We start from the raw sequence: 13,493 nt of genomic DNA, 5'->3' as shown, positions 1-13,493 counted from the left end.
CGTTAGCGCTCCACCACGATGGTGACCCGGCGGTTGGCGGCGCGGTCGTGCGGGTCCAGCGGCTTGGTGTCCGCGTACCCCACGGCGCGCAGCCGGCCAGGCTCGACCCCATCGGCGATCAGTTCCCGCACCACGGCGGTGGCCCGTGCGGAGGACAGTTCCCAATTCGTGGGGAAACGCGCCGTGGCGATGGCCACATCGTCCGTGTGCCCCTCGACCGTGATCACCCCGGTCAGGGCCCGCAGGCTGTGGGCGACCGCCCGCAGCAATTGGCGGCCGGGCGCCGCCAAGTCGGCCTTGCCGGAGGCGAAAAGGATACGGTCCTTGATGGCGATGGTCAGCTTGCGATCCGAGACGATGACATCCAGGCCCGCAGGGCGGCCGGCGGCTTCCAACTGATTCAGCAAGTCCCGGGCGTTCGGCGACAAGGCCTCCCCGCCGCCCTCCTCCCCGCCGGCGGGCAGCGGCTCCCCACCGGCGGACGGCGGCGGCGCGGAGGGTACTGGCAGCCCGGTGATCGCTATGGCGGGAAGGACGGCGATGGGCCCCCCGTCCAGCGACGGGCCTTGCGCCAGGGCGCCCTCCCCGGTGGCGCGGTTGGGGGCCCCGCTGGCTGCCTTCTTGGCGGCGGCGTCAGGTGCCCGGTTCTTGACGCCCAAGATGGCCACCATGCCCAGGAACACGACCATCAGCAGGGTCACCATATCCATGTAGCTGATGATCCACTCCTCCGACTCCTCGACCGGGGGCGGCAGGGTGGTGAACTTCGCCGGGTCCGGGCGTTTGGCGGGGGCACTGGCCGATACCGCGCCGGCCTTGGGAGCCGCCATCCCTTGGGTCTGCCAAAAGTCTGTCATTCTTGTCTGCGGGGCCGGGCTTCCTGGGGATTTTCAGGTGCTTGCCAGGCGGGCATCAGCCGGCACCGGACAAGACCCAACATCCCGACGGGAAGATCAGTCAGGGTGAGGTTAGCTCCACAAGCCTAATGATCATCCAAAAAACTGGATTGATTCAAATCATAACCAGGGGAATTTTAAGCGTTATATAATAACGCCAGAGCAAATATGAGAAACAGACACCATACCTGTCGCGGGGAAGGCCCGTCATGGCCAGAAAAATAGCAAATATATTGGACGATATTGGCAGTATCACACAGAATAGTGCGCCACGCCGGGCCGCCATGCTTGATCTTTCAGGCATCCCCGATGCCTGCGAGCCCGTTATTCACAGGATCATGGACGGCGAACTAAAGGCTGTCACAGCGCCAGCTGGACACACCGTTAGGATTAATACTTATAGGATAGGCCCTTACGGCTGGCTTCTTGTCGGCGATACACGGAGCGCCGGAACCTTGCTGGCCGCCGTTGACCGCGTTCGCTCCGTATTCGCCGACGCGCACCAGGGGAAGGTGGACGCGCACTGGTTCGATCTCCCCCGGGAGGCCAAGGCCTTGGTCACCTGCCTGCGCACGCTGACGGGGGAAGGGTCGCTGCTTTCGCCCGCCCCCGCGACCGATGAAGTGGCGGCCCTGTTGCGCATCGAACGGGGATTGCATGGCGCGGATCTGTCGTCGCTGGTGCGGCGCCATCCCATCTACCGCGTCAGGGATGACGGCACCTCGCTGGAACCGGTCATGCTGGAGCAGACGGTGGACCTGGGGGCGCTGGAGCGGCTGTTCCAGGTCACCATCGTCGGGGTGCCGTGGATGCAGGCCCGCGTGACCGAGGTGCTGGACCAGCGGATGTTGCGGCATCTGTTGCACGAGGGCGCATCCCCCCGCCTTCCCATCGCCGTGAAGCTGCACGCTGGCACCGTGCGCAACGGAACCTTCGCCGCGCTGCTGGACGAGTTGCCCGCCCACTGGCATGCCCGCCTGGCCATCGAGCTGCCCTACGCCGAGTGGTTGGTGGCACCGGACGCGGTGGGGGAAGCGCTGCGAATTGGCCGCCTGCGGCAGTGCCTGATGGTGCTGGACCATGTGCCCCTGGACCGCGCGACGGAGTTGTCCTTGCCCAAGGATGTGCTGCTGCGCCTGATGCCGTCGCTGCCCAATGGTCCCGATGGCACCGCAGCACCGCTGCGCGCGCATGATGTGCCCACCGCGGCCGCCCTCCGCCATGCGTTGCGCGTGCTGGGGGCGGAGCGCTGCATCCTCACCCATTGCGACAGCCTGGCCGTGGTGCACAGCGCGCTGGACGCCGGCGTGCGCATGCTGCAGGGGCAGGCTGTCGCCGACTTCGCGGAGATGCGGGCCCAAGTGACGTCCACCGCGACGCCGGAGATCCCGGCCGGCACACCGGAGGACGGCACGGCGGAGGATGAGGCGGCGGTGGAGTCGGAAACACCGTCGTCCGGCCTCAGCCCCTGGGGGCGGATGCTGGGCTGGCTGCGCCTCACCCGCGGCGGGGCCGATGGCGGGCCGGACAAGGGGGTGCTGGGAGACGGCCCAATCAGGATGTGACCTTTGGGACCAAGGCCCGCGCTAGCCTAACTCCCTCCTTGGGGGTATCACTGCGGCATGGCACCCGAGGCACCCAGGACCAAAGGCATGCGCACCGTCGGGGAGGTCCTGACGGTGGCGCTGGATCACCACCGGGCGGGCCGCCTGGCGGACGCCAGCGCCCTATACGCCTCGCTCTTGGTGCAGGAGCCGGAGCAGCCGGACGCCCTGCACCTGCTGGGGGTTGCCACGGCCCAGGCGGGACGGCCGGCAGAGGCTGAAACCCTGATCGCGCGGGCCATCGCGCGGCAGCCGGGCGTGGCGGATTACCACGCCAACCACGCCCAGGTGCTGGATACGCTGGGTCGCACGGATGAGGCCCTGACCGCCTACACCCAGGCCCTGCGCCTGAATCCCAACCATCCCGACGCGTTGCGCAACATGGCCCGCCTGCTGGCCCGGCTGGAACGGCTGTCGGCCGCCGCCGACGCCCTGCGCGCCTGCGTGGAACGGACGCCGGATGACCTGTCCCTGGTGACGGAGCTGGCCCGCCTGTGCGAGCGGCTGGGCCGCGTCGGAGAGGCGGAGTCCTGGTACCGGCACATCCTGGCGCGCGATCCCTTCGACATCGTGGCGCTGAACAACCTGGGGGATCTGCGGCGGCGTGGCGGCGACACGGCGGAGGCGGTCGGCCTGCTGACCCGAGCCGTCAGCGCGGCGCCGGACGCGCCCCTGCCCCGCTGCGCCCTGGCCAACACCCTGACCAGCCTTTCGCGTTTCGAGGAGGCGGAGGCCCAGTTGGCGGAAGCGGCGCGGCGGCGGCCGGACGCCATGCTGCCGCATCGCGACCTGGGCGTGCTGCTGCGGCTGCTGGGCCGGACGGAGGAGGCGTTGGACGCCTTCCACTCGGCGGCGGGCCTGGCGCCCACGGACCCCGTGGCCAATTTCGGCGCGGCCCTGTGCCTGTTGCGCCTGGGCCGGTATCGGGAGGGCTTCGATGCCTACCATTGGCGCTGGCCCTCGGCCGCCAAGCCGCCCCGGCACCAGGACCTGCCCGCCTGGACCGGCGAAGCGCCGGCGGGGCTGCGCCTGCTGGTGTGGCATGAACAGGGGGTGGGCGACACGTTGATGTGCCTGCGCTTCCTGCCCCTGCTGGCCGCGGCCGGCGCCCGGCTGACCATCGAGGTGCCGGCCGGCCTGGCCCCGCTGGTGGCCGCCCAGGGATATGGCGCCGTGGTGGTCAACGCGCAGACGCCGGCACCGGGCACAGCCTCCCCGGCACCGCCGCCCTGGGATGCGCAGGTGCCCATGATGGATTTGCCGGGCCGTTTCTGCCCCGAACCGGCCGCCGTGCCCTGGTCAGGGCCCTATATCAAGGCCGACCCTGGCCGGAAGCTGCGCTGGGCCCAAATGCTGGGCACCAAAAGGGGCCGCCTGCGCGTCGGCCTGTTCTGGCAGGGCAATCCGGAGTTTCCGGATGACCGCTGGCGCTCCCCCGGCCTCACCCCCCTGCTGCCCCTGCTGGACGTGCCGGACGTGGAGTTCATCAGCCTGCAGATGGGCCCGGCCAGGGCCGCCCTGACCAACCCGGCCGTACCGCTCGGCCGCATCCGCGACGCCGCCGCCTCCATCCGCGACTGGGCCGACACCGCCGCCCTGGTGGCCGGACTGGACCTGGTCATCGGCTCCGACAGCGCCTGCATCCACCTGGCCGGCGCGCTCAACGTGCCGGCCTTCCTGCTGCTGTCCCCCACCACCGACTGGCGCTGGCACGACACCGGCGACACCAGCCCCTGGTACCCGTCCCTGCACCTGTTCCGGCAAACCCGCCTGGGGGATTGGACGGCACCGGTGGCGGCGGTGAAGGCAGCGTTGATGGAGCAGGTGGCGGCAGCCTGACGGGACCTCTGCCAGTGCGCTGGGCAATGCCGCATTGCACACACCAATGCTGCATCTGCGAACGACTTTGGCTACCGTTGTCCCGGTCCCTCGTTCGCCTATTTGAGCTTCCATGTCCCACGCCCACACGGTGCCCACCGACCGCTCCTCCCCGCTGAGCCGGCTTGCACGCTGGCTGCAGGCGCGCTCGTTCGCGCTGACGCCGGAGCAGATCGGCATCACCGAGGGCCTGCGCGCCGCCACGGCGGTGGCGCTGATGGTCACGCTGGCGCTGTACCTGGACCAGCCCATCCTGTCCTGGGCCGCCTTCGCCGCCTTCTGGGCCTGTCTGGCCGATCCCGGCGGGCCCTTCGGCGTGCGGCTGCGGGCCATGGGCGGCTTCGCCCTGATCGGCACGGTGTTGGCGGGGGCGATCAGCGCCGTGGCGGCCTTGGGGCATGGCTGGGCGGCGGCCGCCCTGTTCGCCGCCCTGTCCATCTGCTGCCTCAGCCGCGTCTATGGCCCGGCCGCCACCCAGGTGGGCGTGCTGGCCTGCTGCGTCGCCGTGGTGGCGGTGGGCTATCCCATGCCGCCGGCGGAAGCCCTGCGCCTGTCGGGCGTGTTCCTGCTGGGCAGCGGCTGGGCCGTGGCCCTGTGCCTGGTGCTGTGGCCCATCCACCCTTACGCCCCCGCCCGCCGCGCCGTGGCCGCCATCTATACCGAGTTGGGCGACATGACGGCAGAGCTGCTGGCCCTGCACAGCAGCGGTGCCACGCAGGACGCCCGCTGGAAGGCGCATGCGGCCGAGCATCGCCGCGCGGTGCGCGACACCATCGAGCGGGCGCGCGCCGCCGTGGGCCGTTTCTCCGCCGGACGCGGGGCCGGGCGCGACATCCGCCGGGCCCTGCTGGCCGCCATCGAAGCGGGGGAGCGCATCTTCGCCGGCCTGATCGCGCTGGGCTATGACCTGGAGCCGCACGCCGCCGGCACGCCCACCGACGCCGACACCCTGCCCCTGCGCCAACTGCGCGCCGCGCTGGTCCGTACCGGCCGCCAAGTCCTGCGCTCGGCGCCCGACGGCACGCTGGTGGCCTATGAGGCGGAGGTGCTGGACCGCGTCGCCCGACCGGCCTACGACCTGGTGGGCCGGGTGGCCCAGGTCTGCGCCCAGGCCCTGGCCGACCTGACCCGCGCCTGGGCGCCGCCGGTGGATGACGGCGCGCTGGCCACCGTGCCGGAAAATGACGAGGCGCCGCGCCGCCGCCTGACGCCGGCCCGCGCCCTGCGCCTGGCTCTGGCCCCTTCCTCCCCCATCGCGCGGCATGCCCTGCGCGTGGCCCTGGTGGTGACCGCCACCTACGCCGTGACAGCCTATCTGGACGTCGCCTACGCCTATTGGGCCACCATGGCGGCGGTGGTGGTGATGCAGCCGCAGGCGGCTACCACCTGGCCGCGTACCCTGGAACGGGTGGTGGGCAGCGTCATCGGCGGTGCGGCGGCGGCCTTCCTGGCCGTGGCCCTGCCCACGCCCCTGTGGCTGCTGGCCGCCATCTTCCCCCTGGCCGCCGCGACCATCGCCCTGCGCTCCGTCAGCTACAGCCTGTTCGTCACCTTCCTGACGCCACTGTTCGTGCTGGTGGCGGACCTGCTGCATCCCGGCCTGAACGCCCATGGCGAGGGCATCGCCCTGGCCCGCGCCTTCAACAACACGCTGGGTAGCCTTATCGGCCTGGCTGGCTGCTTGGTCCTGTGGCCGGAGCGGGAGCCCAAGGGCTTCCCGCACAAGCTGGCGGCGGCGGTGGAGGCCAACATGCGCTACGCCATCCTGGTGGTGCGGGCGGGCCACACGCCTTATGCCGAGATCGACGCCGCCCGCCGGGCCGCCGGCCTGGCCAGCACCGCCGCCGAGGTGACGCGCCAGCGCATGGTGCTGGAAGGCCGCCGGCGCAAGGCGCATCTCGACGAAGCGGCGGCGCTGCTGGAGACGCTCCGCCGCTTGGCGGGGGCCGCCACCGTCGCCTGGCTGGACGAACGCACCATCCCCGGCCCGCCCGACGCCCGCCGCATCGGCTATTGCGAGGCGGCCACGGCCCGCCTGGGCGCCCTGGTGCGGGGCGTGGCGACGGACGACAGCGCCCTGGACCGCGAGGGCGAGCCGCCGGACGACATCGCCCGCGCCGTCACGCATGTGGTGCAGGCGGCCAAGACCTACGCCCACGCCATGGCGGCGGACGCCAGGGCGCGTGCCTGAGCCCCTTCCCCTCCTTTTCTGGGCAGGGTAGCCGCCCGCAGCGGTCACACGCTCTTGAGGAAGGGGATCAGGTTCCTGAAATAGAAATCCTGGTCGTCCCACATGCACAGGTGGCTGCCGGTCGGGCAGATGACAGACCGGGCGTTGGGCATCAGCGTCGCCATGCGCTTCATGTCCTCCGGATCCATCTCGTCATGCGTGGCGCCGATGGTCAGGGTCTTCACCTTGATTTGGGGCAGCGCATCCCAGCGCTCCCAATCCTTCAGGTTGCCCGTCACCTCCAGCTCACTCTTGCCCTGCATCTGGTTGTAGATGGTGAGATTGGCATGGCGGAAGGCGCGGGTGACAGGCTCTGGCCAGGGGTCCAGGCGGCAGATCATCTGGGGATACAGCTCCTCCATCATGATCTTCTCGTACGCGGGGTCGTCGTAAGCCTGCCTCGCCTCCAGCTCGCGGATCAGCTTCTGGGATTCGGGCTTCATGAGGCCGCGCAGGGCGTTGACGCGCTTCAGGAAGGATTGGATGCCGGCCGCCATGTTGGAGATGACCAGGCCCTTCAGGTGCTTCTGATATTTCAGCGCGTAGTCGATGGCCAGGATGCCGCCCCAGGAATGGCCGTAGAGCACGAACTGGTCCAGCCCCAGTCCACGGCGCACCTCCTCCACCTCTTCCACGAAGCGCGGCAAGGTCCAGAGGCTGGTGTCGTCCGGCTGGTCGGAATTGTTCGACCCCAGCTGGTCATAATAATACATTTCGATGCCGGCCTCGGGCAGGAAGGACTCCATCGCCTCCAGGTATTCATGGGTAAAGCCGGGGCCGCCGTGCAGCAGCAGCACCTTTACGGCGCCGCTGCCGATCTTCTTGGTCCATACCTTGTACTTGCCGCCCGCCACCGGGATCATGCGGATGCCGGCCACGCGGATGCCCGCCGGGTTCAGGGGGTCGGCCGGCGCGGCCGCGGCTGGGGCCGGCGTCAAAGCGGGCGTCGCGGCGAGAATGGCGGCGGTGGACAGAAACTGCCGACGATCCATGGAGATCCTCATCGATAGGGTCAAACGTGGACCGGACGGTACCGTAAGCCGCTTTGCGTTTGCGGGATGGAAAAGGCCGATGCCGAGCAATGCGCCGCTGGACGCTCAGCCTTCCCCGCCCCCCTCGCTGGCCCGCTGGCGCAGCTTGGCCCAGTAGTCCTGGCGTTTCTTGATCTCGCGCTCAAAGCCCCGCTCCACCGGCTGATAGAACTCCCGCCGCGCCATGCCCTCGGGGAAATAGTTTTGGCCGGAGAAGCCATCGGCGGTGTCGTGGTCGTAGTTGTAGCCCTTGCCGTAGCCCAAATCCTTCATCAGGCGGGTGGGCGCGTTCAGGATGTGCATGGGCGGCATCAGGCTGCCCGTCTCCTTGGCGGCCCGCTGCGCCTGCTTGATGGCCATGTAGGCGGCATTGGATTTGGGCGCCGTGCCCAAATAGATGACGCATTGGGCGACGGCCAACTCCCCCTCCGGGCTGCCCAGGCGCTCATACGCGTCCCAGGCGGCCAGGGCGATGGTCAGGGCCTGGGGGTCGGCCATGCCGATATCCTCGCTGGCGAAGCGCACCAGGCGGCGCGCGATGTAGCGCGGATCCTCGCCCCCCGCCAGCATGCGGGAATACCAGTAGAGGGCGGCATCGGTGTCCGAGCCGCGCAAGGACTTATGCAGGGCGCTGATGAGGTTGTAGTGCCCCTCCTGCGCCTTGTCATAGAGGGGCATGCGCCGTTGCACCGCCACGGTCAGGGCGTTGGTGTCCAGCGGGTCTTCGCCCGGCCGCACCACGGCGTAGATTTCCTCCACCAGGTTCAGGAAATAGCGACCGTCACCGTCGGCCATGGCCTTCAGGGCGGCGCGCGCATCCTCGGTCAGCGGCAGGGCGCGGCCCTCCTCCGCCTCCGCCCGGCCGATGAGCTTCTCCAGCGCCTCCTCCCCCAGCCGGTTCAGGACGAAGACCTGAGCGCGGGAGAGCAAGGCGGCGTTCAGCTCGAACGACGGGTTCTCCGTCGTGGCGCCCACCAGGGTGACGGTGCCGTCCTCGACATAGAGCAGGAATCCGTCCTGCTGCGAGCGGTTGAAGCGATGGATTTCGTCGATGAACAGCAAGGTGCCCTGGCCCGCCTGCCGGCGCTGCTTGGCCGCCTCGAACACCTTGCGCAGGTCGGCCACGCCGGAGAAGACGGCGGACAGGGGCTCGAACGCCAGGGTGGTGGCCTGGGCCAGCAGGCGGGCGATGGTGGTCTTGCCGCAGCCCGGTGGGCCCCACAGCACCATGGAGCTTAAGCGATGGGCCGCCACCATGCGGCCGATGGGGCCCTTGGGCCCCAGCAGATGCTCCTGCCCCACCACCTGATCCAGCGCGGTGGGCCGCAGCCGGTCGGCCAGCGGGCGCGGCGCCTCCGCCTCGAACAGGGAACCTGATCCGCTCTTCACCATCGCGCCTTACCCATGAGGATACAAACCCGGAACACCGTGCCCCGGAACACCATGCCAGAGTGGGACCCGGCTTGGCATCGTCCATTTCATAGCGGGACTTCCGTCGCGCCCGCGCCGGGTTGCATAAATTTTCCCCGTATAAACCAAAGTGGGCAGCCAGTTGCCGGCGGGCCCGATGGACATGGGGCATATCGATGAGCCACACGCTGACGCGGCTGATCCTGGGCACGGCCTTGGCATTGGTCCCCGGCCTACCCTTGGCGGCCGTGGCCAGCGACGGCGCCCCCACGGCCCCCACACCGCCGCCGGCTCAACGGGTCATGCGTACAGACAATGCGGCGGAGCTGGCCCGCCATATCGCCGCCCTGCGCACCGCCCCCTTCAAGGACACGGACGGGCAGCCGTTCCACTTCGACAGCCTGAAGGGCAAGGTGGTGTGGGTGAACCAGTGGGCCCACTGGTGTGCCCCTTGCGTCGCGGAGTTCCGCGTGATGCGCCAGGTGCAGGAGCAGGTGGGGGCGGACAAGCTGGAAATCGTCCTGGTCTCCCGGCTGCGCGACTGGGAAAAGGACCAGGCCTATGTGAAAGAGCACGATTTGCCCTGGCGGCAGGTGGTGCTGGACCTGCCCCCTGGCACGTCACGGGAGCTGTATGCCGACGTCTCGATGAATCCGCCGGAACAACCGGCCATCGGCACCGCCTTCCCCATGAGCACCTTCCTGGGGAAGGATGGTCAGGGCTTGCGCTTCGACCGGCACCCTGTTCCGGTGACCCAAGCGGGTGAGCCGCAGAACCAGCATGACGTGGACTTACTGGTCAAAACCCTGACCCAATGGGCTGGCCGGAGCTGACGCGGCGGGAAGCCGCGTCAGCCGCCACAGCCCTCAGCCTCCCACGCTCAGCGTCAGCACCTGATCGCCACGACGCACGGCCAGGTCCCAGCGGCGCTGGGGCTGGTTCACCAGGCGCTTCAGGTCGGCCACCCGGGTGATGGGCTGGCCGTTCACCTTCACCACCACGTCGCCCGGCTGGAAGCCCAGGGCCTGGGCGGTGGTGCCCGGCTGCACCTTCAGGACGATGACGCCATCGGAGCTACCGGCGTAGCCGACCTCCTCGGCGAGCGCCGGGTTGATGTTGGCGACGGTGGTGCCGGCGAAGGGCTGGCGGCCGTCCAGCGCCGTCTCGTCACGGGGCGGGTCCTCCGGCGGGCCGATCAGCCTGACCGGCAGCTTGGTTTCGGCGCCCTTGCGGATGATGGTCAGGGTGGCGTTGCCGCCCACGGGCAGCAGGGCGATGCGGTAGCGCAGGCTTTCCGGATCGTCGACCAGATGACCGTTCACCGCCGTGACCACGTCACCCACCTTCACGCCTGCCTGCTCCAGCGGGCCCTTGGGGTTCAGCTGGTTGATCAGCACGCCCTGGGGCCGGGGCAGGCCCAGGTTGGTGGCCAGTTCCTGCGTCACCGGCTGGCCGCTGGCGCCCATCCACGGCCGCACCAGCTTGCCGCCGCTTTCCACCGCCGTGACGACGGACCGCACCATGTCCGCCGGGATGGCGAAGCCGATGCCGACGGAGCCGCCGCTGCGCGAATAGATGGCGGAATTGATGCCGGCCAGCTTGCCATCCATGGTGATCAGCGCGCCGCCGGAGTTGCCGGGGTTGATGGCGGCATCGGTCTGGATGAAGAAATTGAAGTCCGACACGCCCACGCCCGTGCGGGCCAGGGCCGAGACGATGCCGCTGGTGACCGTCTGGCCGACACCGAAGGGGTTGCCGATGGCCAGCACCAGGTCACCCACCTGGATGCTGTCGCTGTCGCCCAGTTCCAGGGTGGGCAGCTTCTCGCCCTTGGTGTCGATGCGCAGGACCGCCAGGTCGACCTTCTCATCCGCGCTCATGACCTTGGCGGGGAATTCCCGCCGGTCGGCCAGCACGACGGTGATCTGGTCGGCATCCTTGATGACGTGGTCGTTGGTGACGATCAGCCCATCGGGCCGGATGATGACGCCGGACCCCAGGGAGGATTCCACCCGCTCCCGCGGGACGCCGCGGAAGGCGTCGCCGAAGAACTGGCGGAAGAACGGGTCTTCCATGAAGGGGGAGACCCGCTGCTTGATGACGCGGCGGCTGTAGATGTTGACCACCGCCGGGGCCGCCCGCTTCACCAGCGGCGCGTAACTCAGCGTGATCTGCTCCCGGCTTTGCGGCACCTGTTGGGCCAGGGCGGGCGGCGTCAGGGCCAAGCCGGCGGCGATGGCGATCAGGGCGCAGCGGGATAGAGCCCGGCGAAACAGGGCGCGGCGGAACGGCGTTTCAAGCGTCACGGGGAAAAACTCTCACGTCTGGTCGAAACGAAGTGGCTCTGCGCTGAAATAGGGTTCAGCCTGGGTCGCCGCAACGGTTCAGGCACGATTTAAGATCGCGCTGGCACATGCCGTTGTTCAGCTCGGGCGTATGGTCGCTCTGCCCGGCCTTGGTGTCGCCGCACACCTGGCTGTCGCGGTTGCAGCGGGCGACGCACGCCGCGTGGCTGTCCAGCTTGCCCTCACGCTGCGACGGCAGGGCCATGCAGCCCGCCAGCCCCAGCAGCACCAGGCCGCCCGACACCACCCTGACCGCCGCCTTGATCCCGAAAGTACGCACCACGTCCTCCTCCTGTCCGACGCCTCCGCGCGCCGTCGCGCGGAGTCCGGACGGGCCGCAGGATGCGCGATTGGACCCCGCCCGTCGAGAGCGGAAAAGCGCCGCTGACGCAGCGCTTTCCTCCCCTTACACGGGCACCTCAGGGCGCCGTGGTCGCGTCCAGGCCCAGCGTGTCGATAACGACGGCCGGCGCGGGCATCGCGCTGGTGAAAAACGGAACCAGGGGCACGGGCGCCGCCGGCTTGGCATCGAGGGTCAGCGTGCCGGGCTGACGCACCAGGGCGACCACCGCCTTCAACAGGGCCTCCCCGCGCGGGGACGCAGCCAGCACCTGGCCATTGGCCTGCAAGGTCGCCACCACTTGGTCGCGCGCGGCATCGACAGTCTTGCCTTGCTGGCTGGCGTTGAACCGCAGCAGACGGTCGACCAGCGTATGGTCGACATAGCTCAGCCGCGCCTGGTCCAGCTGGGCCGATTGCAGCAAGGTGGTGAGGTCCTGGTTGCTGGCCGTTCCGTGGAAGTGGGCATCCAGGGTCAGCTCCCCCAGCTCATCCACCTTGACGCTGGTGCGCTCCAGGGTCACGGCGCTGCCCTTGACGTCCCATTTGTAGTGCAGCGCCATGCCCATGGTCAGTTTGGTCAGGCCCATGGCCTTGGCCAGGGCGCCCGTCTGCGGATCGCCCAGGCCGGCGGTGTCGATCACCAGGCCCTGCAGGGTCAAGCCACCGGCGGGAATGTGGCCGTCCGCCACCACAATGGGGTCCAGCGTCATGCTGCCCAATTGGAGGGGCTGGCCGTTGGGGCCCTGGCCCGACAGGCCGTTGATGGAGAAGGAGCCGACGGAAACGCCGTTGAACATCGCCTCGCTCAGCGGTTCACCGCGCAGCAGGGCGTGGGCCGGCGCGCGCAGGTCCCCGCCCGCCCAGGTGGACTGGGCCACCTTGACCACACCCTGCGGCAAGGTTTCCGTCAGGCCGGTCATCTCCATGGGGCCGTACACACCGGCGTGAAAGCCCTTCAACACCACCCGGTCATAGCCGGCCACGACCTGCCCCGGACTCGCGCCCGCCCCGGTCGGCCCGACAACGGGCACCTTGAGCCGGGCGCTGATACCGGTCTGCGTGATGTCGCCATAATCGACCACCAGCAGGCCGACCGCCATGGCTTGGGCCAGGATCTGAAACGGGCCGCTCATCTCCGACGGCAACAACGGCGCCTGGGGGGCCGTCGCCAAACGGTCGGACACCGCGGCAAAGGCGGCCTTCACCTGATCCAAGGTCGGGGTGCCCGGCTGATGCAAGGCCCAGGGGCGGAAACCGATCTGGTCCATCTCCGACAGGGCGATGGTTTCCTCCACCCCCTCGCCGCTGACCTTGATATCGCGAAGGGTGATGTGGCTGGCGACGGGCACCACGTCCTGCTCGGTCGCGGTCGTGTCATCGGCCCGCAGCCCCGAGGCCAGGGCCCGCATCGACAGGCCCTGGATATCCAGGGCCGCCGCCTCACCCCGCAGGTTGGCACCGGCGATGACCAGATTTTCCACGTGCAAGGTCTGGGTGGCCAGCGAGAAGCTCGCGGATCCGCGGGTGACCTTCACCCCTTCCGGAACCTGGGCCAGGGCGGCATCCAGCTCCCGAATGACCTTCTGCCCCATGTAATAGCCGGCACCCCAGTAGCCGATCCCCGCCAGCACCGCCACACCGGCGGCGGCACCCAGAACCTTCCCCATACGCATCGACAGCCTCGTCCCCTTGAGCCGATAAAAGCCGCCGCATGGTTGCAAAAGCGTGAGGCATGCGCCAGCGGGATCGTGGCCGCC

At 69.3% G+C, this 13,493-nt stretch carries 10 protein-coding genes; 4 read left to right on the top strand and 6 right to left on the bottom strand.

Annotated features, from left to right (window positions below; genetic code table 11):
- Nucleotides 1–2 precede the first annotated feature (2 nt).
- Nucleotides 3–830 carry an OmpA family protein gene (locus FBZ90_RS05195; RefSeq protein ID WP_186455618.1) on the bottom strand — a complete coding sequence of 276 codons (828 nt, stop codon included), beginning with the start codon at nucleotides 828–830 and terminating at the stop codon, nucleotides 3–5.
- A 521-nt stretch (nucleotides 831–1,351) separates the two neighbouring features.
- On the opposite strand from FBZ90_RS05195, the gene FBZ90_RS05190 reads away from it, so the two are divergent.
- The 3 genes from FBZ90_RS05190 (at nucleotide 1,352) to FBZ90_RS05180 (ending at nucleotide 6,569) form a co-directional block, all read left to right on the top strand.
- The gene (locus FBZ90_RS05190) at nucleotides 1,352–2,461 is read left to right on the top strand and encodes a hypothetical protein (RefSeq protein WP_145729975.1); all 1,110 of its coding nucleotides are present in this window, start codon (nucleotides 1,352–1,354) and stop codon (nucleotides 2,459–2,461) included.
- 87 nt (nucleotides 2,462–2,548) lie between these two features.
- Nucleotides 2,549–4,339: a tetratricopeptide repeat protein gene (locus FBZ90_RS05185; protein WP_186455617.1), complete on the top strand. Its 1,791-nt coding sequence runs from the start codon at nucleotides 2,549–2,551 to the stop codon at nucleotides 4,337–4,339.
- A 112-nt stretch (nucleotides 4,340–4,451) separates the two neighbouring features.
- Nucleotides 4,452–6,569 carry an FUSC family protein gene (locus FBZ90_RS05180; protein ID WP_145729973.1) on the top strand — a complete coding sequence of 706 codons (2,118 nt, stop codon included), beginning with the start codon at nucleotides 4,452–4,454 and terminating at the stop codon, nucleotides 6,567–6,569.
- Between the two features lie 44 nt (nucleotides 6,570–6,613).
- On the opposite strand, the gene FBZ90_RS05175 is transcribed toward FBZ90_RS05180, so the two are convergent.
- Both FBZ90_RS05175 and FBZ90_RS05170 read right to left on the bottom strand, forming a co-directional pair.
- Nucleotides 6,614–7,600, bottom strand: coding sequence for a proline iminopeptidase-family hydrolase (locus tag FBZ90_RS05175; RefSeq protein WP_145729972.1), 987 nt, complete (start codon nucleotides 7,598–7,600; stop codon nucleotides 6,614–6,616).
- A gap of 105 nt (nucleotides 7,601–7,705) precedes the next feature.
- Nucleotides 7,706–9,031: a replication-associated recombination protein A gene (locus FBZ90_RS05170; protein WP_145729971.1), complete on the bottom strand. Its 1,326-nt coding sequence runs from the start codon at nucleotides 9,029–9,031 to the stop codon at nucleotides 7,706–7,708.
- Nucleotides 9,032–9,225: 194 nt separating this feature from the next.
- Here FBZ90_RS05170 and FBZ90_RS05165 point away from each other — a divergent pair, with 194 nt between their 5' ends.
- Entirely contained in the window at nucleotides 9,226–9,882 is a 657-nt protein-coding gene (locus tag FBZ90_RS05165) for a TlpA family protein disulfide reductase (RefSeq protein ID WP_145729970.1), read from the top strand.
- Between the two features lie 33 nt (nucleotides 9,883–9,915).
- On the opposite strand, the gene FBZ90_RS05160 is transcribed toward FBZ90_RS05165, so the two are convergent.
- The 3 genes from FBZ90_RS05160 to FBZ90_RS05150 form a co-directional block, all read right to left on the bottom strand.
- Nucleotides 9,916–11,355 (bottom strand): DegQ family serine endoprotease, encoded by a 1,440-nt coding sequence (locus FBZ90_RS05160; RefSeq protein WP_246130168.1) that lies wholly within the window; start codon nucleotides 11,353–11,355, stop codon nucleotides 9,916–9,918.
- A gap of 55 nt (nucleotides 11,356–11,410) precedes the next feature.
- Nucleotides 11,411–11,677 carry a hypothetical protein gene (locus tag FBZ90_RS05155; RefSeq protein ID WP_145729969.1) on the bottom strand — a complete coding sequence of 89 codons (267 nt, stop codon included), beginning with the start codon at nucleotides 11,675–11,677 and terminating at the stop codon, nucleotides 11,411–11,413.
- Between the two features lie 136 nt (nucleotides 11,678–11,813).
- Entirely contained in the window at nucleotides 11,814–13,409 is a 1,596-nt protein-coding gene (locus tag FBZ90_RS05150) for a hypothetical protein (protein WP_145729968.1), read from the bottom strand.
- Nucleotides 13,410–13,493 lie beyond the last annotated feature (84 nt).

This window comes from Nitrospirillum pindoramense (genome assembly GCF_007827955.1).
Taxonomy (GTDB): Bacteria; Pseudomonadota; Alphaproteobacteria; order Azospirillales; family Azospirillaceae; genus Nitrospirillum; species Nitrospirillum amazonense_B.
Note: the sequence above shows the minus strand (reverse complement) of the source record. Positions and strands in the feature narration are given on the sequence as shown.